This is a genomic window from Burkholderia sp. BCC1996 (genome assembly GCF_905339955.1).
Lineage (GTDB): Bacteria > Pseudomonadota > Gammaproteobacteria > Burkholderiales > Burkholderiaceae > Burkholderia.
Genome location: NZ_CAJPHM010000036.1, coordinates 16658 through 38107, shown reverse-complemented (window position 1 = coordinate 38107; position 21450 = coordinate 16658). Strand labels below are relative to the sequence as shown.

Here is a 21450-nt window from a genome sequence, read left to right as displayed (position 1 = left end):
GTCCTGAGTTACGCTGGACGCCCACTGCGACACGTCAGATACATCACGATGGAAATGCTCCGAGGCAGCCGGAGGCGCACGATGTCACGCGACCCTGGCCATCCCGGCACGCTGGCCGCACGCTGCGCTTTACGACGTCGCGAATTCTGCGTATCTCGCCTGATAATCCGCGTACGCGATGGCCAGCCCCTCTTCGAGGCCGGTCGTCGCGCATATTCCGAGCGCATGGAGTTCGCCCACATCAAGAAGCTTCCTGGGAGTACCATCCGGCTTCGACGTGTCGAAGACGATCTCGCCGTCGAATCCGACGACCTTGGCAATCGTCCGAGCCAGCTCGGCGATCGACAGGTCCACGCCGGTGCCAACGTTGATATGCGCGGTCGGCGGCCGTCTCGCCTGCTTCCACTGATCCGCCGGGATCTGCATGATGGCCACGGCGGCAGTCGCGAGATCGTCCACGTAGAGCAGCTCGCGCTTAGGGTTCCCGCTGCCCCAGACCGTCACCGATGCGCTGCCGCTTGTCTTGGCTTCATGCATCCTGCGTATCAGCGCCGGCACCACGTGGCTGTTCTCCGCATGGTAGTTGTCGCCCGGACCGTACAGATTGGTCGGCATGACGCTGCGAAAGTCGGTGCCATACTGTCGGTTGTAGCTCTCGCACAGCTTCAGTCCTGCTATCTTGGCAATCGCATACGGTTCGTTGGTCGGCTCGAGATACCCGGAAAGCAGGGCGTGTTCCGGGATCGGCTGCTCGGAGAATTTCGGATAAATGCATGATGAGCCGAAGAACATCAGCCTGTGAACGGCTGCGCGATACGCATGATGAATGACGTTCGCCTCGATCATGAGATTGTCATAGATGAAATCGGCCGGATACACCGCGTTGGCCTGGATTCCGCCGACCTTGGCCGCCGCCAGGTACACTTGGTCGATCGCCTCGCTCTCGAAGAACGCCTCGACCGCGTCGCCATCGGCGAGATCGAGTTCCGCTCGCGTGCGAGTGACGACCGTGCAGGATTTCATTGCCGACAGTCGGCGGACGATCGCACGTCCGACCATGCCATTGTGGCCCGCGACGAATACTTTGATGTGTTCGCCCATTTCGTTACTCGTTGTATGCGAATGCCGTGAAACCGGCCAGTTTTATCAATGCATCGCGTTTTGCCGCCTGATAGTCAGCACGGACCATTTCCTTTACCAGGTCTTCGAATGAAATCTTGGGCGTCCACCCGAGTTTCTTTCGCGCATTAGTGGCATCGCCGAGCAACGTTTCGACTTCCGTCGGACGGAAGTAGCGCGGATCGACACGCACGATCACGTCGCCTTGCTTGACCTTGAGATCGGCATTCTCGACCGCATCCACAATGGCAATCTCGTCGACACCCGATCCTTCGAAACGCAGAACAATCCCCAATTCGCGCGCCGCGCATTCGACGAACTTTCGAACACTGTGCTGGATTCCCGTCGCAATGACGAAGTCTTCCGCCTGCCCCTGCTGGAGCATCAGCCATTGCATCTCGACGTAGTCGCGCGCATGCCCCCAGTCGCGCAGGGCGGACAGGTTGCCGAGATACAGGCAATCCTGCAGGCCCGCCGCGATTCGCGACAGTGCACGGGTAATCTTTCTCGTCACGAAGGTTTCACCGCGCACTGGGGATTCGTGATTGAAAAGAATGCCGTTGCATGCATAGAGGCCATAGGCTTCGCGATAATTCACGGTGATCCAGTACGCGTAAAGCTTGGCGACGGCGTACGGGCTGCGTGGGTAGAACGGTGTCGTCTCGCGCTGCGGAGTCTCCTGGACGAGCCCGTAGAGCTCTGATGTCGACGCCTGGTAAAAGCGCGTCTTTTCCTCGAGAGACAGGATGCGAATCGCCTCGAGCACGCGCAGCGCGCCGATACCGTCAGCGTTCGCCGTGTACTCCGGTTCCTCGAACGACACGGCGACGTGGCTTTGTGCGGCAAGGTTATAGATCTCGTCGGGCTGAACGCGCTGGACGATGCGCACGATGCTCGTCGAGTCCGTCAAATCGCCGTGGTGCAGCACGAATCGACGATCCGATACATGCGGATCCTGGTAAAGGTGGTCGATACGATCGGTATTGAACAGCGACGCGCGGCGTTTGATGCCGTGCACCTCGTAACCTTTTTCCAGCAGAAGCTCCGCCAGATACGATCCGTCCTGTCCCGTCACACCGGTGATTAGCGCTACCTTGCGTGTCATGTTTTCACTCCACATCCCCTGTTCGTCGCCCGGGGGGTTGCAAATGTCCTGCTGAATTTCAGAACCGCTCGCTCGATGAAATGCCGCGACCGCCCGCCGCATCCGCTCGGCTCCGCGTCGATTACTTCGTCACCACCGCCGCCGTCAGTCCGGCATTCACAGCCGGTAACAGCAGACTGAGCACCCGGTTCAGGCGAACCAGGCCGTTGCCATCGACATAGACGACGTCATTCGGCTGAAGCTGAAACTGGTTGGCCAAAACCATCGCAACAGGCGAACGTGCGTCGAGATGAAAGACATGCGGCTCGGCATTCAACGCGCCGCGAATCACATACATTTGGGCGGCGTCGGCCGTGTTGACGTTGATGCTGCCCGCCTGCGAGATCGCGTCGCTGAGCGTAAGCGACCCGTCCCGCATCGGCAGGGCCGTCATCGGCTTGTTGACCTCGCCCATCACGTACACGCCGTTCTGATCGCGCGGCAGCACGCGCAGCAGATCGCCGTTACGAAGCACGACGTGCGCCGGATTCTCCCCGCGGGCGAGCATTGCCGTGAGATTGATCGGATAAGACTTCGCGCCACGCACGAGCACCATTCGACTCTGGTCGGCCGTGGCACTGAATCCGCCTGCCCGCGTGACCGCCTCATACAACGTCATCGGTACATCGTTGACCGGAACCGCCCCGGGCGTATGCACTTCGCCGTCCACATAGATCTGCTTCGACCGGAACGATGCGACGCGTACCGTCACCTGCGGATTGCGAAACACGTTCGCCAGCCCGGCCGTCAGCTTTTTCTGAACCTCTTCAGGTTGAAGCGAGGCGACATGCAGCTTGCCGATATACGGAAACTGAAGGTCGCCGTTCTGATCCACCAGGTGTCCCGGGGCGGGATCGAACGGCCGCGAACTCGGCGTGGAAAGCTGGGGCCCTTGTGATTCGACCAGTTCCGGGTGATCCCACACCGTGATTTGCAAGACATCACCCGGGCCGATCAGGTAGGGGGCAGGCTTCGAAAAAAGCGCGGCATATTCGGGGGTGCCAGCCTCCTGACGCTGCGCCCTGACCTGCCTGATCAGATCGACCGTAATTTCGGTGACGGGTACGTCCGCTCGCGCGGCCGGATGCTGAGTGTCGGCTGCACTGACGGCAATCGACGCCGGCGCTTGCATCCGCATGCCGGGTGCGAACGTGCAAGCCGACAGTGCAGCGCATGATGCGACCAGGAGCGTCGCCGGCATGCGGCCGATCGGATAGCGATTCCTTTCACGCTCGCTGCGCTTCGTTGCCGTCATCATCAAAACACTTTCCGCAAGTTTCATCCGTTTGCCCTGGACGCACGTCGTTGCACAACGCACGTTGAAAATTTCGAAACCATCTGAACGCGCGAACCCCGGGATATCAGATCAATAAGCATTCGCATTCACCAACCCCTTCGCCACCGTCGCCAACACGATCCGCATATCCAGCGCGAACGACCAGTTCCGCAGGTAATAAAGGTCATACTCAACCCGCTTCTGCATCTTCTCGAGCCGATCGGTTTCCCCGCGATACCCGTTCACCTGGGCCCATCCGGTGATCCCCGGCTTGATCCGATAACGATGGATGTACCCGTCGACGACTTTCTGATAAAGCCGATCGTGCTCGATCGCATGCGGCCTCGGCCCGACCACCGACATCTCCCCGCGCAGCACGTTAAGAAACTGCGGCAGCTCGTCCAGACTGGTTCGCCTGAGAAAGCGTCCGACACGGGTAATACGCGAGTCGCTCTTCGTCGCCTGCGTGACCACGCCAGCCTGTTCGGCGTGCACGCGCATCGTGCGGAACTTCAGGATCTGGAACTTGCGCCCGTCCGCACCCTTGCGGTATTGCTTGAAGAACACCGGCCCGCGCGACGACACCTTCACCGCGATGGCGATCAGCACCATCAGCGGCAGCAGCGCCACCAGCGCGACTGCGGCGAACAGGCGATCGAACACCTCCTTCTGCCACATCGCATGACGCGGCAGCGGCGACGCCACGAGATTGATCGCCGGCGCGCCGATGAGGTCGATCATCGCGCCGTCGAACAGCGCGACGCTGCGCACGTCGGGAATGAAGCGGATGTTCACGAGATCGTCGCCGAACGTATTGACGAACCGCAGAACGGTCGCCTCCTCCGACAAAGGCAGCGCGAGCCAGATTTCCTGGACACCGTTCTCCCGGACGAACTGCGCGAACGCATCGAGCTCCGTGAATACCGGCAAGCGATGCGAAGCATTCGCCGTAACGGGGCGCAGGTCGAATACAGCCGCCGGCCGGAATCCGCTCGCCGGCGACTCCTCGATGTTTCGAACCACCTGTTGGCAGTGCTGAGCGTGTCCTACAACCGCGACACTGCGCAGGTTGATGCCCGCATGACGAACGCTGCGCAGAAACAGATGCGTGCCGATTCGCGACGCGATCAGTGCGCCCCCCGTTATCGCGGTCCAGTACACGAACCACAGCCTGGAAATCACGTCCGAGCGATGGAGCGAGAACATCAACACGATCCCGCACGCCTGCACGACGAGCCACGCGAGCGAGATCTTCCCGCTCAACCTCAGCATCGACCGTCCCCGCCACGATTCGTACACGCCGAATACCGGAAACAGCACCAGCGTGAACGCGATCGCGAACGTGACGAGTGCGCTGTCGAAGTGCCCCTCGGAAACCGTCTGATAGCGAAATTGCGACGCAAGCAACGAGCCGGCGACGATCAACGCGATATCCACGAGTCGAGCCATCAAGCCTTGTAGACCGAACATTTCAATCTCCCGTCTGACGCCAACGATCACAGTCGAATCGGGGCATTACGCACGCCCGTACGTATCGTCGAACCGCACGATGTCGTCCTCGCCGAGATACGATCCCGATTGGACTTCGATGAGCTCGAGCGGCAACTTTCCCGGGTTCTCGAGCCGATGCGTAACACCAAGCGGAATGAAGGTGGACTCGTTTTCGCCGAGCATGAATTGCTCGTCGCCGCGGGTAACGAGCGCAGTTCCGCTCACGACGATCCAGTGCTCGGCACGGTGGTGGTGCAGCTGGAGCGACAACCGTCCGCCCGGATGCACGACGATGCGCTTCACCTGGAATCGGGCGCCGTGATCGATCGAGTCGTAGTAGCCCCACGGGCGGCGCACCTTCCGGTGCGTGTCGGCTTCCGGCGCCTGTTGCGCGCGGATCCGGTTCACGAGGCCCTTCACGTCCTGGACGCGCGAGCGGTCCGCCACCAGCACCGCGTCGGCGGTTTCGACCACCACCGCATTGGTCATGCCGACACATGCGACGAGCCGCCCTTCCGAATGCACGAAGCTCGACGTCGCACCTTCGAACACGACCTTGCCGCGCCCGACGTTGCCGTCCGCATCCTTGTCGAGCGCCTCCCAAACCGCATCCCACGAGCCGAGATCCGACCAGCCCGCATCGAGCGGCACGACCACGCCCTCCACCAGGCTCGTGTCGGACACGAGGCGTTCCATCACCGCGTAGTCGATCGAATCAGACGGCGACTTGAGAAAGGCATCCTCATGCGGCCGGAAGAAAGGGCCATCGTGCTTGCCGTCCACATGTGCCGCGAGGCATGCGGCGTGCATATCGGGCTGGAGCGTGCGCAACGTGTCGAGCCAGACGCTCGCGCGCACGACGAAAATGCCGCTGTTCCACCAGTACGAGCCCGATTCGACGTACTGCGCCGCGAGTTCGGCGGCCGGCTTCTCGACGAATCGCTCGATGCGGTGCGCACCGGCACCAAGGGCCTCGCCGATCTTGATGTAGCCGAACCCCGAATCGGGCCGGGTCGGCGGCACGCCAAGCGTCGCGATCGCGCCGCGCCGCGCATGCTCCACCGCGAGTGCAATCGCACGATGAAACGCGGCGGTATCGGCAATGGCGTGATCGGCCGGCATCGCGACGACGATCGCGTCCTTCCCGTCCGCACTGGCGGCAGCGACCGCCAGCGTCAGTGCGGGCGCCGTATCGCGCCGGGCCGGCTCGACGATGACGCGGGCATCGAGCCCGCTGGCCCGAAGCTGCTCCGCCGTGACGAAACGATGCTCGTCGCCGCAAACGACGATGGGCGCCGCTACATCGCCTGCTTCGATCGAAAAACCCGTCATGCGCTGGACGGTTGCCTGCAGCAGAGAATCCGCACCCAGTACACCGATCAACTGCTTCGGATACTGTTCGCGCGACATGGGCCACAAGCGCGACCCCGATCCGCCCGCGAGAACGACGGGCGCGACGCTGACCTTCACGTCGACTGCGTCGCCGCGACCGGAGCCGACCGGTCCTGTTTCGCCGCCCTCTGTTTCGATGGATGCCGACATAATCTGCACTCCTATTCTCTCAGGCAATAATTCGATCTGAAAATCCGGGAATGAGCTCCGTCCCTTCGCCGAAGCTGATTCAGCCTTCTCTACAACTCCAGTTCCGTCTGGCTCGAGCGCGCCTGGAACCGGTATTCCGAGGGTGTCACGTCGAGGTGTCGCCGAAAAATCTTGGCCAGGCGATCACCGTTCCCCCACCCGCATTGCCGCGCGATCGTGCCGATCGGCAAGTCGGTTTCCGTCAACATCTGCAGCGTGCGCTCCAGGCGAACCTGCAGCAGAAATTCAGACGGCGTCACGCCGATTTCCTGCTTGAAATGCCGCAGGAAGTTCCGTTCGCTCATTGCAGCAACCCGCACTGCATCGCTGACGGATATGGCTCTCCCACAGTTCTTGCGCAACCAGCTCGCCGTCGTGCGGATCCGATCAGCAGGCGTGCCATTGCGCACTTCACCCTCCTGCTCGGCCGGCTCGAATGCGTCGCTCAGCGCGAGCCGCGCCGCAATGCCTCGCACCGCGTCGCCACCCAGGTCACGTTCGATGAGCGCCAATGCAGCTCTTGCCGGCTCGTAGCCGCCGCGACCCACGCGCACCGCATCCACTGCATCGATCACGTGCGAGCCATTCAGCGCCGCATCGATCAACATCCTGCCTTCGCCGATCGTCTCGACCATGCCCGCCTTCGGCAGCACGACCCGCAACCAGTCGATCACCCGGGCGTCGCGCGACGCGCGCCGCGCACCTTCGCCACCCGCGACGAAGAGCGCATCGAATGCGTGCGCCGAGCCCGCATCGCATGCGAATGTCCGCACGCTGATGGCCGACGACCAGACGATGTTTCCACCTTTCGACGAATAGAAGCGAATGTCGTACAGCGGAAGCCCTGTCGCGCGCGGCGCATAGATTTCATTGGCTACTTCGAACACCTCGAATACCGCGCCCGCCGCAAACAACGAGAACCCGTCGAAGACGACAACGCCGATATCCCGATTCCTGCGTGACCGCTTTCCCCCAACATCTGCTGCCGCTTCATCTCCCGAATGATCGACACTCGTGTGCGTCATGGCGTGCTCTCGGACAATCAGTCCACTCAACTTCGGTCGTCGTTTTTTACTCCGTTGCGACGCATCATACCGAGGGCGCCGAATGGCGTTTAAACACTGGCCGATTCGAACAAACAGTCGTCGGATTAGTCTGCGGGAATTCCCTGATCGGCCAAATGTTGGCGGTTTTCGACTACCTCGCCGCCGCGAAACGGATGACGAAGAGCTTGCGGAAACAGCGGCGCTCGCATGACGAGCGGGTGATATCCGACGGCAGTCGTTCGGTGATCGAAGCGTCGTGGTGCGACCCACGGGCGGTCAGGCGTTCGGCAAGGTGCGGAGCGCCTTCGTGCATGAATCACGACGGCAAGCAATGTGGTGCGACATGATCACGTGCAGGCGGGCATCGTCGTGGAGCAGTCGATTCGGCCCTGGAATTCGACAGTACGGTGGCGCAACGCGATCGGCATCGTTGACGATCAGCCTGCATCGATGCGTCGTATTCGGCCACGGGTGCCGCGCATAGCCGATTAGCCCGGATCCGCCATCCCGGCGCCTGGCGAAATGCGCTGACGACGCGACGCAGCAACCCGTCTCCTTCAGCTCCTTGTATTTTTCGAGTTCGAGCCGGCTGGCACTCGCTCCAGCCGCATGACGACGCACACGCGAGCCGGGCGCCTACGACATCACCGCACTCGCGACGAGCGACGCAATCGCCACGGGTAGCGCGAACAGCGCCGACAGCGCCATCCTTTTCAGCATTCGAGCTCGTGCCACCTCACGCGAGCCGCGGGCCCGGCGCGACTGAAATTCGAGCAGCAGCAGCCCCTGACCATGTCGTGCGCCGGCCCAAAGACCCGACGCGGTGCTGAAGACGAGGTAGACGAGAATCCAGACGAAACAGATCCTCGAGAAGATCAGAAGCGCGACGTTCATGGCGGCGATGCTCCGTTTTCGGCAAAAATCCCGCGCATCAGAGGGCGCGCGGTTCGATGCCGATAGCGTACATTGCAATGCAGCATGCCGGACATGACAATTGATCCAACGATTCCGCCAACCGATTACCGTATGTTTTCCGCCGGATGGCGCGCGACGCGAAGCACCACGTCGGCGCAACAATGTTCGCACTGCTTCGCAATGTTCGAAGCCACGCGACACATATCGTCTTGTGGATCCACGACTCGAACGACGACGACAGACATTCTCCGTACGTGCAGCTCGACCCGCGATGAAAAAAAAGACCTGCGTGCCACACGGCACGCAGGCAAAATTCCGAGGAGAGTTCCGGGGTGAACGCGTCTCCTCGAAAGGCCAGACAAAAGCGTAACGTCGAATCGATCGTTTCAAAACGAGATGGCGGCTTGGACCACGATCATGGCCGAATGAAAATGTATCGATGCACGCGCACACGTTTCTCGACGGGAATTGCACCGTCACGCCCGCTCCGCTTTCCGCAATTGGCGGATTGCTTCGGTGTTTTGGCCGACGAGCGCAACCTCGACTGGCCATGATGAGATGCGTGCAGACGGACATCCGACGTTCGCTCATCGACGAAGCCGGCATGTCATCGTCGTGACCGATTCGCCTAGAACGCGCAACGATGCCGATGCACTTCGACAGACTTCCAGGAGCCCATCCGCCATGCTTCCGCTGGACACTTTCTTGCGCGTCGTCGACGCAACCCCGCTCGTTGCGATCGACCTGATCATCTCGAACGGCGACGGCGCGTATCTGCTCGGTCACCGTGTCAATCGTCCCGCGCAGGGTTTCTGGTTCGTGCCGGGCGGCCGGATTCGCAAGAACGAGCGTCTCGACGATGCGTTCAATCGCATCGCGCGCGACGAACTCGGGTGTAGCGGCCTGGAACGTGCGGATGCCGAACTGATCGGCATCTACGATCATCTCTACGACGACAACTTTGGCGGCGAACCGGGCATCTCGACGCACTATGTGGTGATGGGATACAAGCTCCGCGGCACGTTCGACCTCGTGTCGCTGCCGAATGCCCAGCACACTGCCTACCGATGGGCGACCGCCGACGAGATCGTCGCCGACCAAACCGTGCATTCGAATACGCGAACCTACTTCGGCAAGTCCGCCTGAAATCGGGCGAGCGCTGCTCCCGCGGACGAATCGACTACCCGACGCCGGTCGTTAGCCCGGCGCGGGCATCAAAGCGACGATGTACCGTTGCGCATGTCCGAGCCGCCAACCGACGCGAACATTCTGTCCCGAGCGGCCGCGCGATACTCCGTCGGCGACATCGACAGATGCTGGCGGAACAGCTTGGCCAGCCGGTCTCCACTGCCGAGACCGACCCGCCGCGCGACCTTGTCGGCGGGCAAATCCGTCTCGACCAGCATGGAGCACGCCTTTTCGAGCCGCACCCGCAGCACGAATTCGGTTGGCGTCACGCCGATTTCGTTCTTGAAGCGCCGCAGGAAATTCCGCTCGCTCATCGCAGCGGCCTGCGCTGCATTGGCGATCGAGATGCGATTCGCACTGTTGGCCCGAAGATGCTGAGCGGCCGCGCGAATCAATTCACTGGCTCGCGCCTCCTGAGCCCCAAACAGGACGCTCGCAAATTTCCTGTTCGCCCCCGGCATCATGTACGAAACGATCTCTTGCGCGACTTCGTAGCCGGCGTCACGCACGACGATCGACAACGCGGCCGCGAACATGCCTTCGCCATCGTCGTCGGATGGCCCCGATTCGCCCGTACCGCCAACGGCAAGCACCGCCTGCGGTACGACTTCCGGAACTTTCTGGTTCAGGCGAATCGCCGTCAGCATTTCGGCGCCGGCATTGTCGCCCTTGACCACGCGAGCGCGCTGATGAGCATGCTGCAACCAGCTGATGAACGCATCGTCGAGGCCGCTTGCCCGGCCCTGTCCACCGAGCACGAACATGGCCTGCACACTGCTCGCATCGAGCGGACGAGCCGCTTCCGTCCAGATCTGTACACCCGACGACGAACGAACAGCACCGCCGTGACTGGAATAAAGCCGCAATTCATAGCGATCGGCAAACGCGACGTTCACGCCTTCGAGCTGATTTGCAAGCTCGAATACCGCGGCCAGCCGGCCCATTTGCATAATCGAAAATCCGTCGAGCAGCAGGATGATGACGCTGTCCCGCCGACGACCGACGTTTCTTCCCCGGTCACCACTCACTCTGAACCCCGTAGTCGTTTCGTTCGGCGCTATTTGCATCATCTCTCGGCCTCTTAACAATTTTTTGCATTTTCTGCAGCGCATCATATGCGGCTAAATCGTCGGCCGTTCCATCGGTGTCCGATCTCGCCTCATTGTTGACGGAATCAGTCAAGGCGATGATATGGAACCAATTATTTGTTGATAATCAGGAATAGGGGCTGGCGTGATGGCCCAAAGTCACGAAACCTTGATCCAGATCATTGACGTAACATTTTTGCAACACAAACAGCGCGTGTTTCATCCTGGAAATAGAACACGCGTTCAACTCGTTACAAAATATAACCGTATGGTCATAAGGAATCGCAGCGTTCGCCGTGTCCGCCGCCTCGACGGCCAGGGTGGGAGGAGAAAAAAACAAGCGCAATGCGTCCCTCTGCAAGAGGCGATATTACCTTGCAAACTTTCCCACATAAGCGCAATACGAAAAAATCATAAATGGCAAACGTTTTAACGCTTGCAATATTAAGCAAATTCTTATATAAGCCCTCAAAAATATTAGATCGATGAGAGCCGAATTCCATCATACAAATCGGCGCGGACGGGAATCCTCGAATATTTCGTAACATCGAACCCGATGTGCGCCCGGGCCTGGGCCTCACTCCACTACGGCCATCGGTTTCCGGAACATGCGACTCTGCCGCCGATCGCGATACTTGCCGGGTCGTCGATCGTACGAAGCGCATTCCGCCTTTGAAACGGCGCTTCGTTCCGCGCGGAGGTCCCTGTCCGAGACATACACCCTTCGCGTGCGCTCGTCAGGCCGTGGACAATGCGCGTCGCAATGCCCAAACGGCGTCCGATAACGCATGCGGCAACACGCGAAGCGGAGATATCGTTCTGCCAATCGCTAAGGAAAACGAATTGTCACGGATGTAATCGTACGACGTACGCGTTGACATCCGATGCTTGGCGGCGCTCTCCTCAACCGATCACGCTCGGGAATCGAATTCCTGCCGACATGACTTCGGGCGCGATGATTGCTCTCACTGCGAAGCGTCGTCGAACAGGTCTTACGTACGCCATTCAATCGCATGGTCGACCCGCACATCGATCTCACTCTTCCTGCAGCGATTATCGGTTCGCCATCGCCTTCGAATTTTCCGGCCATTGATTCCTGCGTCTGCAACGCCCATAACCGGAATTTCCCAATGTGCACGCAGCTTGAAAACGCCTTCTTTCCCCGATGATGTCGCTCGCGGAGCAACCATGAGTTAATACCGCAACGCCTGTAGACCAAGCATGCAGAATGCATTGCACGCCAGCCTCGGAAATGAGCGTGTCGGCACCGCCATCACTCGATGCGGTTTCCTTGCCGGTCCGACCCCGCGCACGTCTCGCTCCGGATCTTTCGATACGCTCGGCACGGATTCCCGAAGCGTCGGCACATACCCCGGACGATGAGGCCGCACGACGAACGAGAGTGCCGAATCCGCCGCCCGCTCGCCCCGGACCCGCCAATAATAAAATCGAAAAACACTCCGAAAAATCCATGAAGTCCGATTAAATCAAATCATTGGCGTATCACGACTATGTTAGCCCGTTGCACCCTCATTTATTCATCGAAGAAGTCACCCTCCGTCCTCTCCGCACACGCCACTTCGATCAAAGACATCGTCAATTCGACCAGCCTGCACGAACCGAAATGCATCACTCTCCGTTATTTTTTGGAGACACCTCGCCATTTTAATTTCGCACTAAAAATCTCTCGATGTAGTCTGCTTCCGTTCATTTGAACGCAGGCATGCTTGCAAAAGGAGAGACCATGAAACACGCATTTTTCCTGTCCTTGCGATCGCGTCGGTCGCGATGGGCGGCGTAGCCCACGCGCAGTCGAGCGTGACGCTTTACGGGACGATCGACACGTCGCTCACGTACGTGCGCAACGCCGATGGCGGCAAGAACCTTTGGGCGCTCGGCAACAGCAGCGCCGGCAATCTGTCGGGCAGTCGTTGGGGGCTCAAGGGTTCGGAAGATCTCGGCGGCGGCCTGGCGGCGATCTTCCAGCTGGAAAACGGTTTCAATCCGAGTACGGGCGGCCTCGGTCAGGGCAGCCGCATTTTCGGCCGCCAGGCCTATGTCGGGTTGACCAGCAACCAGTATGGCTCGCTCACGCTCGGTCGCCAATACGATCCGCTGATCGACCTCGTGCAGCCGATTACCGCCGACAACTACTTCGGCAGCGTGTTCGCCACCGCCGGTGATGTCGACAACTACGACAACAGCTTCCGCGTCGACAACGCGGTCAAATACACGTCGCCCGTCATCGCCGGGCTCCAGTTCGAGGCGATGTATTCGCTGGGCGGTGTCGCGGGCAGCACCGGCTCGAAGCAATCGTATTCGGCCGGCGTGTCGTACGCCAACGGTCCGCTGAGCCTCGCCGGCGGCTACTTCTATGCTGCCAACGCGAATCCCGTCACGGGCAATCGCACGACATGGTCGAGCACGTCGGACGGCACGTTCGACGGCGCGATCAATACCGGCTACCAGACGGCCCATTCCATCGGCATCGCTCGCGTGGCCGGTCAGTATGTGATCGGTGCGTTCACCGTGGGCGCCGGCTACAGCAACGCCCAGTATCGACGCGACGGCGCATCGGTGTTCGCGAAGAACGAACACTACAACACCGCCCAGGGCTTCCTGAACTATCAGGCGTCCGCGGCGCTGCTCGTCGGGGTCGGCTACAGCTTCACGAAGTCGGGCGGCGACACCGCGGCGAACTACCACCAGGCATCCGTCGGTGCCGACTACAACCTGTCGAAGCGGACGGATGTCTACATGACGGCCGCTTATCAGCACGCAAGCGGGAATACCGCGAACGGTGCCGGCGGTGCGGTGCCGGCACAGGCGTCGATCGGTTCATACGGCTACAACGGCACGAAAAAGCAGGCCCTGGTCAATCTGGGGCTGCGTCATCGGTTCTGATCGTCACTTCGGGGCGCCGGCATGTCCGGCGGTCGTCCCCAAACACTCGTGACGGCCGGCGCGGCGCCCGACGAACCGGCCGTGCTCGCCGGCAACGGCCGCCTTGCCGATATCGTGGCATGGCTCGACGAGCATGCATGCGGCGATCGTGCAGGCGGTACGGGAGCCGCTCGATGCGCTGCACCTGCACGCGGTCGAGCGGCTGACCGCGTTGCTGAAACACATCGGCATCGCCGATGCGTCGAAACATAAGCCGTTCAACGCCGAACCAGATATGGATATACCCGAACCTGCATAACCGTCACCGGCGCGCCGCCGACGGCGTGAAGCGCCACACCCGCCACACCCGCCGCATCGTCGACACCAGCGCCGCATCGTCACCCGGCGCGGCTGACCCGGCCTGCGCGACTTCCCGCTTGCGCCGTTTCGGATCGAGCCCGGTGCCGCCGCTCCGCCGCCGCGCCGCATGCCGCTCGATGATCCGCTGCAGCAGGCAGAACACGCACAGCAGCGCGCCGATCACGATCCGCGTCCACCACGAGCTCAGCGTGCCGTCGAACGTGATCAGCACCTGGATCGTGCCGAGGATGCCGACGCCGAACACCGAGCCGATCACGTACCCAACTCCGCCCGTGAGCAGCGTGCCGCCGATCACGGTCGCGGCGATCGCGTCGAGCTCCATTCCCTGCGCCTGCAGCCCGTAGCCGGACAGCACGTACAGCGTGAACACCACGCCGCCGAGCGCCGAACAGAAGCCGCTCAGCGCATACACGCCGACCTTCGTGCGCGCGACCGGCAGCCCCATCAGCAGCGCCGAGCGCTCGTTGCCGCCGATCGCATACACGTTGCGGCCGAAGCGCGTGAAATGCGCGACGTAGATCGCGGCGGCCAGCGTCGCGAGCGCGATCAGCGCGCCCGCGCTCAGCGTCCCGCCACCGACCGGCACGCTGATGCCCGCGAGCGCATGAAAGGTCGGCTCGTTGATCGTGATCGACTGCGTCGTGATCAGGAAGCACGCGCCGCGCGCGAGAAACATCCCGGCCAGCGTGACGATGAACGGCTGCAGCCGGAAGTAATGAATCAGCGCGCCCATCGCCGCACCGTACAGCGCGCCGAACACGAGCACGAGCGGCACGATCGCCCAGACGGGCCAGTGCCATCGTTCGGCGCCGACCGCGCAGAAGATCGTTGTCAGCGCAACGACCGAGCCGACCGACAGGTCGATGCCGCCCGACACGATCACGAACGTCATCCCGATCGCGACGATCAGCAGGAAGGCGTTGTCGACGAGCAGCCCGGTCAGCACCTGCATCGAGAAGAAACCCGTATACATCACGGATCCGAAGCCGAACAGCGCGGCGAACAGCACGATCGTCACGACGATCGGCAGCGTGCGCGGGTCGGCGAGCCGTGCGAGGAATCGGTTCATCGCGGCGTCGCTCCGGTGGTGGCGCGCGAACGCGCGGAAGGCAGCAGCCGCGACGCGTGCCGGACGACCAGCGCGCGCGCCGCGTCCGACTGGATCAGCGTCACGACGATCACGACCATCGCCTTCACGACGAGCGTCGCCTCCGGCGGCACGCCGATCGAATAGGTCGTGTAGGTGAGCGTCTGGATGATCAGCGCGCCGAGCACGGAGCCGGCGAGGCTGAAGCGGCCGCCGAGCAGCGACGTGCCGCCGAGCGTCACCGCGAGGATCGCGTCGAGCTCGAGCAGCAGCCCCGCGTTGTTGCCGTCGGCGCTGCGCACGTTCGAGCTGGCGAGGATGCCGGCGAGCGCCGACATCACGCCGGAGCACAGATACACGCCGAACACGACCGCCCCCGCGCGCAAGCCCACGAGCCGCGTCGCGACCGGGTTCACGCCGATCGCGCGGATGAACAGGCCGAGCGCCGTACGGTTCACCAGCAGCGCGCTCGCCGCGATCGTCGCAAGCGCGATCCAGACCGCGCACGGCACGGCCGCGAGATAGCCGCCGCCGAGTGCGAGGTAGCCGGGCGCGCCGATTGGGATGATCTGCCCGCCGGTCAGCAGCTGCGCGATGCCGCGTCCGGCAACCATCAGGATCAGCGTCGCGATGATCGGCTGCATCCCGACGAACGCGACGAGCACGCCGTTCCATGCGCCGGCGAGCAAGCCGACGCCGAGCGCGGCGGCGAGCGCCGTGCCGACTCGCGTCGGATCGCCGTCGAGCACGATCGCCGCGGCGGCGCCCGCGATCGCGACGATCGCACCGACCGAGATGTCGATCCCGCGCGTCGCGATCACGAGCGTCATGCCGAGCGACACGATCACGAGCGGCGCCGCGCGAGTCAGGATGTCGACCGGCGCGCCGAACAGGTGACCGTCGAGCAGCGCGATCGACAGGAAGCCCGGCCGATGCGCGACGTCGAGCGCGAACAGCAGCGCGAGCGTCAGCACCGGCCACACGAGCGGATGACGAAGCAAGGCACGGAGCCGCATCATGACCGGCCTCCCGCAATCAGTTGATATACGTGTTCCTCCGACGCGTCGGCACCGGTCAGTTCGGCGACCTTGCGGCGGTCGCGCAGCACCGCGATCCGGTGGCTCACGCGCACCACTTCGCTGATCTCCGACGAGATGAACAGGATCGCGAGCCCTTGCGCGCACAGCGCGAGCACGCGCTCCATGATGTCGAATTTCGCGGCGACGTCGATGCCGCGGGTCGGCTCGTCGAGGATCAGCAGCTTCGGCTCCGTCGCGAGCCAGCGCGCGAGCAGCACCTTCTGCTGGTTGCCGCCCGACAGCAGCCCGATCGGCTGCTCCGCGTCGCGCGCCTTGATGCCGAGCCGCGCGATGTACGTGTCGGCGAGCTCGCGCTGGCGCGCACGGCTGATCAGCCGCCACCAGCCGCGCCGCGCCTGCAGCGCGAGGACGATGTTCTCGCGGATCGACAGCGCGGCGACGATGCCCTCCTTCTTGCGATCCTCCGGGCAATACGCGATCCCGTTGCGGACCGCGTCGTGCGGCGACGCGAGCCGCTTGCGCGCGCCGTCGATCTCGATCGCGCCGGTGTCGGTGCGCTCGGCCGCGAACGCGAGCCGCGCGGTCTCCGTGCGCCCCGAGCCGAGCAGCCCGGCCAGCCCGACGATTTCGCCGGGCCGCACGTCGAGATCGAGCGGGCTCATCATCCCGCGCCGGCCGACCTGCCGCATCGACAGGAACGGCGCGGCCGCATCGGCATCGCGCTGCACGGCCGCCGCGCCCGCCTGCAGCGTGCCGGACATCGGTTCGCGGCCGGTCATCTTCGCGACCAGCAGGTCGACCGGCAGGTCGCGCGCGAGGTACTCGCCCTCGCGCTCGCCGTTGCGCATCACGGTGATCCGGTCGGACACCGCGTAGGTCTGTTCGAGAAAGTGCGTGACGAACAGGATCGCGATGCCCGACGCCTTCAGCCGGCGCAGCACGTCGAACAGCCGCGCGACCTCGCCGTCGTCGAGGCTCGACGTCGGTTCGTCGAGAATCAGCACGCGCGCGTCGACCGACACGGCCCGCGCGATCGCGACCATCTGCTGCACCGCGATCGGATACGCGTCGAGCGAACGCGTGACGTCGAGCGACAGGTCGAGCTCGGCGAGCGCATCGCGTGTCCGCGCGTGGATCGTCTTCCAGTCGATCGCGCCGCGCCGCATCGGCTGCCGGCCCGCGAAGATGTTCTCGGCGACCGACAGGTTCGCGCACAGGTTCACTTCCTGGTACAGCGTCTGGATCCCGGCCGCCTCGGCCTCGCGCGGCGCGGCGAAACTCACCGGCGCGCCGCCGACGCGAATCTCGCCCGCGTCGTGCGCGTGCACGCCGGTCAGCACGTTGATCAGCGTCGACTTGCCGGCGCCGTTCTGGCCCATCAGCGCGTGGATCTCGCCCGGAAACAGCCGGAAGTTCACGCGCTGCAGCGCGTGGACACCCGGAAACGCCTTGTCGATGCCGATCATCTCGACCACCGGCGGACTCGTCATGGATCGCCCTCGATTCGAAGCGGCGGCCGGACGGCGGCGAACGCGCCGCCGTCCGCGTGCGCCGGGATTCAGTACTTGCGGGTCGGCAGCACCTGCGCCGCGACGCTCATCGGGAACACCGTCTCGTTCGTGACGATGCGCTTCGGCAGCTGCTTGCCGGCGACCACGTCCTTCACCGCGGTCATCAGCTGCGGGCCGAGCAGCGGGCTGCATTCGACGTCGACGTTGATCTTGCCGGCGACCATCGCCTGGAAGCCGCCCTTGGTCGCATCGAACGACACGACGCTCACGTCCTTGCCGGGCTTGATGCCGGCTTCTTCCATCGCCTGGATCGCGCCGAGCGCCATGTCGTCGTTGTGCGCGTAGACGACGTTGATCTGCTTGCCGTAGGTCTTCGCGAACGCTTCCATCACCTGCTTGCCGCCGGCAAGCGTGAAGTCGCCGCTTTGCGACGCGATCACCTTGAACTTCGGATTGTTCTTGATCACTTCGAGCAGGCCCGCGCGGCGGTCGTTGGCGGGCGCCGAGCCGACCGTGCCCTGCAGCTCGACGATGTTGACCGGGCCCGCGTCGTTCTTGTAGCGCTCTTCCAGCCAGTGGCCCGCGCGCCGCCCTTCCTCGAGGAAGTCCGAACCGATCATCGTCACGTACAGCGACGGATCCTTCACGTCGACGCCGCGATCGGTCAGGATCACCGGAATACGGGCCGCCTTCGCTTCGGTCAGCACCGGCTCCCAGCCCGACTCGACGACCGGCGAGAACGCGATCACGTCGACCTTCTGCGCGATGAACGAGCGGATCGCGCGGATCTGGTTCTCCTGCTTCTGCTGCGCGTCCGAGAATTTCAGGTTGATGCCGGCGTCCTTCGCCGCGCCCTTCACCGACACGGTGTTCGCGGTGCGCCACGCGCTTTCCGCGCCGACCTGCGAGAACCCGAGCGTGATCGGCTTTTGCTGCGCGTGCGCGCCGGTGGCCAGCACCGTCGCCGCGGCGACGATCGCGCCGGCCGCCAGCTTCCTGATGAATGTCATGGTCCGTCTCCGATGGTGTCGTTGTATGCCGCGGCGCCGGCCTGGCGCGGTGCCGTGTCGTGCTGTTGTGGTTCTGCGTGGCACGGGCGCGGTTCGGGGCGATGCGGCCCGGCCGTTGCGGCCGGCCCGAGATGTACGCCCCGGATCAGTCTAGGAACAAGTCCGATAACCTTCCAATGAAATATTGGATTGAAGCGATATCGGTATCGGCATACGTATAAACACCTAAGCGGGCGGAGCCGCGTCGTGAAATGAACTCGGGGCAATCAACGAGAACGCCACACGGATTGTTTTTCTCCATGATCGGCCGGCGCAACGGTAACGGCATGGCGCCGAAAGCACGGCGCACGCTTCTTGCTGTCACGCTCCGAATCGCGCGAACGACAAGGAGAAGACGATGCCCGCAGCAGCGACGAGCGGAACCCGCACCGCCGATGCGCGGATCGACCGCGCGCGTCGATCGACGCATCGCAGCATGAAGACGCGCACGCCCCGCGCGGCACCTCCGGACGCGGACATGTCCGCCGCGCCGCTGCGCCACGTCGACGACCGGCGCCCCGGCTACACGCGCCGGCGGCTGCGCAACGGCTTCGCGTACTACGCGCCGGACGGCACGCGGATCCGCGACGCCGACGAGATCGCCCGCATCAACGCGCTCGCGATTCCGCCCGCTTACACCGACGTGTGGATCTGCACGGACCCGCGCGGCCATTTGCAGGCGACGGGGCGCGACGCGCGCGGACGCAAGCAGTATCGTTATCACCCGCAGTGGCGCGAGACGCGCGACGCGAACAAGTACGCACGGATGGCTGAATTCGCCCGCGCGCTGCCGCGCATCCGCGCACGCGTCGCGCGCGATCTCGCGCTGCCCGGCATGCCGCGCGCGAAGATCGTCGCGACGGTCGTCCGGCTGCTCGACACGACGCTCGCGCGGATCGGCAACGCCGAATATGCGCGCGAGAACGCATCGTACGGGCTGACGACGCTGCGCAAGCGCCACGTGACGATCGGTCCGGGACAGGTGCGGCTGCGCTTCACGGGCAAGAGCGGGATCGAGCACGACGTGACGGTCGACGACCCGCGCGTCGGCCGCATCGTGCGCCGTTGCGCAGAGCTGCCGGGACACGAGCTGTTCCAGTATCTGGACGAAGACGGCACGCGCCATTCGGTCGGCTCGTGCGACGTGAACGACTATCTGCGCGACGCAGCGGGCGCGGCGTTCACGGCCAAGGATTACCGGACATGGGCAGGCAGCGTGCAGGCGCTGGCGTTGCTGCGGCGCATCCCGCAGCAGGACGTCGCGCACGCCAGCAAGCAGATCGTCGAAACGGTGCGCACCGTCGCCGAGGTCTTGCGCAACACGCCGGCCGTGTGCCGGCGCTGCTACATTCATCCGGTGGTGCTCGATACGTTCGAGGCCGGGATGCTCGCGGCGCTGCAGGTGCGCCGCACGCCGAGGGGGCTGCGCGTCGACGAAGCGGCGTTCGCGGCGCTGCTCGAGCAGGCGGCGCGGCAAGCGGTCAAGCGATCGAACAAGTGAGGCTCACCGACGTGCCGCCCGCTGCAGCTCAACTCGCGATCGAATTCGCAATACTGCGAAAGATCAGCGGCCGCTCGTCCTCCCGCGCTGCCCGCCGCGCGAACTGCACGACCTGTTCGACCCGGCCGTGATGTTCGGACTTCGCGCAGACCGGATCGGCCTGCGCCGGATCGCCGGCCAGCATGTACGCCTGGCACCGGCACCCGCCGTGATCCGTGTGACGCTCGTCGCAGGTGCGGCACGGATCGCGCATCCACCCGTCGCCGCGAAACGCGTTGAATGCGTCGCTGTCGTACCAGATCTCCTGCAGCGACCGGTCGCGCACGTTCGGCAGCGCGAGGCCCGGCAACCCGCGCGCGGCATGGCACGGCAGCGCGGTGCCGTCCGGCGCGACGCCGAGGAACACCGAGCCCCAGCCGTTCATGCAGGCCTTCGGCCGCTGCTCGAAGTAGTCGGGCACGACGAACAGGATCTTGCACCGTTCGCCGACGAGCTTCCGGTAGCGGTTGACCGTTTCCTCCGCTTCGCGCAGCTGTTCGGCGGTCGGCATCAGCTGGTCGCGATTCAGCATCGCCCAGCCGTAATACTGCGTGTTGGCAAGCTCGAGAAAATCCGCACCGAGGTCGAGCGCCATCTCGATGATCTGGCCGACGTGCGGCAGGTTGTACCGGTGCAGCACGCAATTCAGCACCATCGGATAGCCATGCGACTTGATCAGCCGCCCGACGCCGCGCTTGAGGTCGAAGGTGCGCGTGCTGGTCAGGAAGTCGTTCAGCTCGCGCGTCGAATCCTGCAGCGACAGCTGGACATGATCGAGCCCGGCCGCCTTGAGCCGGCCGATGCGCGTGGCATTCAGGCCCACGCCCGACGTGATCAGGTTGGTATAGAAACCCAGCGACCGCGCGTGCTCGACCAGCACCTCCAGATCGTCGCGCTGCAGCGGTTCGCCGCCGGAAAAGCCGATCTGCGCGGCGCCGAGCGCGCGCGCGTCGCTGATCACCGTGCGCCACGCGTCGGTGTCGAGCTCCGCGCCGTGCGTCGCGAAGTCGACGGGGTTGTAGCAGAACGCGCAGTGCAGCGGACAGCGGTACGTGAGCTCGGCGAGCAGCCACAGCGGGGCGCTCGGGCGGTTCGGAGGCGGTGTCATGTC

Annotated in this window: 17 protein-coding genes; 4 read left to right on the top strand and 13 right to left on the bottom strand. The window is 63.6% G+C overall.

The features are described 5' to 3' along the window. Positions 1-129: 129 nt before the first annotated feature. From U4Z64_RS33540 to U4Z64_RS33510, 7 genes are all read right to left on the bottom strand, one after another. The gene (locus tag U4Z64_RS33540; protein ID WP_321822248.1) at positions 130-1101 is read right to left on the bottom strand and encodes a GDP-L-fucose synthase; all 972 of its coding nucleotides are present in this window, start codon (positions 1099-1101) and stop codon (positions 130-132) included. A gap of 4 nt (positions 1102-1105) precedes the next feature. Then, on the bottom strand, positions 1106-2224 hold the full coding sequence (gene gmd / locus U4Z64_RS33535; protein ID WP_321822247.1) for a GDP-mannose 4,6-dehydratase: 1119 nt from the start codon (positions 2222-2224) through the stop codon (positions 1106-1108). A gap of 121 nt (positions 2225-2345) precedes the next feature. After that, entirely contained in the window at positions 2346-3464 is a 1119-nt protein-coding gene (locus U4Z64_RS33530) for a polysaccharide biosynthesis/export family protein (RefSeq protein ID WP_321822271.1), read from the bottom strand. A 165-nt stretch (positions 3465-3629) separates the two neighbouring features. Continuing rightward, on the bottom strand, positions 3630-5009 hold the full coding sequence (locus tag U4Z64_RS33525; protein WP_321822246.1) for an undecaprenyl-phosphate glucose phosphotransferase: 1380 nt from the start codon (positions 5007-5009) through the stop codon (positions 3630-3632). Positions 5010-5054: 45 nt separating this feature from the next. Further along, the gene (locus U4Z64_RS33520; protein WP_321803591.1) at positions 5055-6572 is read right to left on the bottom strand and encodes a mannose-1-phosphate guanylyltransferase/mannose-6-phosphate isomerase; all 1518 of its coding nucleotides are present in this window, start codon (positions 6570-6572) and stop codon (positions 5055-5057) included. A gap of 89 nt (positions 6573-6661) precedes the next feature. After that, complete coding sequence (locus U4Z64_RS33515) at positions 6662-7636, bottom strand: GlxA family transcriptional regulator (protein WP_321822245.1); 975 nt, start codon at positions 7634-7636, stop codon at positions 6662-6664. Between the two features lie 657 nt (positions 7637-8293). Next, a complete protein-coding gene (locus tag U4Z64_RS33510; RefSeq protein WP_321822244.1) occupies positions 8294-8551 on the bottom strand; it encodes a hypothetical protein in 258 nt (85 codons plus the stop codon). Positions 8552-9256: 705 nt separating this feature from the next. On the opposite strand from U4Z64_RS33510, the gene U4Z64_RS33505 reads away from it, so the two are divergent. Next, the gene (locus tag U4Z64_RS33505; protein WP_321822243.1) at positions 9257-9718 is read left to right on the top strand and encodes a GDP-mannose mannosyl hydrolase; all 462 of its coding nucleotides are present in this window, start codon (positions 9257-9259) and stop codon (positions 9716-9718) included. A gap of 68 nt (positions 9719-9786) precedes the next feature. On the opposite strand, the gene U4Z64_RS33500 is transcribed toward U4Z64_RS33505, so the two are convergent. Beyond that, positions 9787-10830 carry a GlxA family transcriptional regulator gene (locus U4Z64_RS33500; RefSeq protein WP_321822242.1) on the bottom strand — a complete coding sequence of 348 codons (1044 nt, stop codon included), beginning with the start codon at positions 10828-10830 and terminating at the stop codon, positions 9787-9789. A 1773-nt stretch (positions 10831-12603) separates the two neighbouring features. Between U4Z64_RS33500 and U4Z64_RS33495 the strand changes: the two genes are divergently transcribed. Together U4Z64_RS33495 and U4Z64_RS33490 are read left to right on the top strand one after the other, a co-directional pair. Continuing rightward, on the top strand, positions 12604-13752 hold the full coding sequence (locus U4Z64_RS33495) for a porin (RefSeq protein ID WP_415750620.1): 1149 nt from the start codon (positions 12604-12606) through the stop codon (positions 13750-13752). Positions 13753-13885: 133 nt separating this feature from the next. After that, entirely contained in the window at positions 13886-14050 is a 165-nt protein-coding gene (locus U4Z64_RS33490; RefSeq protein ID WP_321822240.1) for a hypothetical protein, read from the top strand. 3 nt (positions 14051-14053) lie between these two features. Here U4Z64_RS33490 and yjfF read toward each other — a convergent pair whose 3' ends face one another. The 4 genes from yjfF to U4Z64_RS33470 all read right to left on the bottom strand — a co-directional run bounded on the left by yjfF (position 14054) and on the right by U4Z64_RS33470 (position 18760). Further along, on the bottom strand, positions 14054-15181 hold the full coding sequence (gene yjfF, locus U4Z64_RS33485) for a galactofuranose ABC transporter, permease protein YjfF (protein WP_321822239.1): 1128 nt from the start codon (positions 15179-15181) through the stop codon (positions 14054-14056). After that, positions 15178-16218, bottom strand: a complete 1041-nt coding sequence (locus U4Z64_RS33480; RefSeq protein WP_321822238.1) for an ABC transporter permease — start codon at positions 16216-16218, stop codon at positions 15178-15180. The genes yjfF and U4Z64_RS33480 overlap by 4 nt, the downstream gene beginning before the upstream one ends. Beyond that, on the bottom strand, positions 16215-17729 hold the full coding sequence (locus U4Z64_RS33475; protein WP_321822237.1) for a sugar ABC transporter ATP-binding protein: 1515 nt from the start codon (positions 17727-17729) through the stop codon (positions 16215-16217). The genes U4Z64_RS33480 and U4Z64_RS33475 overlap by 4 nt, the downstream gene beginning before the upstream one ends. Positions 17730-17797: 68 nt before the next feature. Beyond that, positions 17798-18760: an ABC transporter substrate-binding protein gene (locus tag U4Z64_RS33470; RefSeq protein ID WP_321822236.1), complete on the bottom strand. Its 963-nt coding sequence runs from the start codon at positions 18758-18760 to the stop codon at positions 17798-17800. A 475-nt stretch (positions 18761-19235) separates the two neighbouring features. On the opposite strand from U4Z64_RS33470, the gene U4Z64_RS33465 reads away from it, so the two are divergent. Beyond that, complete coding sequence (locus tag U4Z64_RS33465; protein WP_321822270.1) at positions 19236-20300, top strand: DNA topoisomerase IB; 1065 nt, start codon at positions 19236-19238, stop codon at positions 20298-20300. A gap of 28 nt (positions 20301-20328) precedes the next feature. Here the strand turns inward: U4Z64_RS33465 and pqqE are convergent, their stop codons facing one another. Beyond that, on the bottom strand, positions 20329-21447 hold the full coding sequence (pqqE, locus tag U4Z64_RS33460; protein ID WP_321822235.1) for a pyrroloquinoline quinone biosynthesis protein PqqE: 1119 nt from the start codon (positions 21445-21447) through the stop codon (positions 20329-20331). Positions 21448-21450 lie beyond the last annotated feature (3 nt).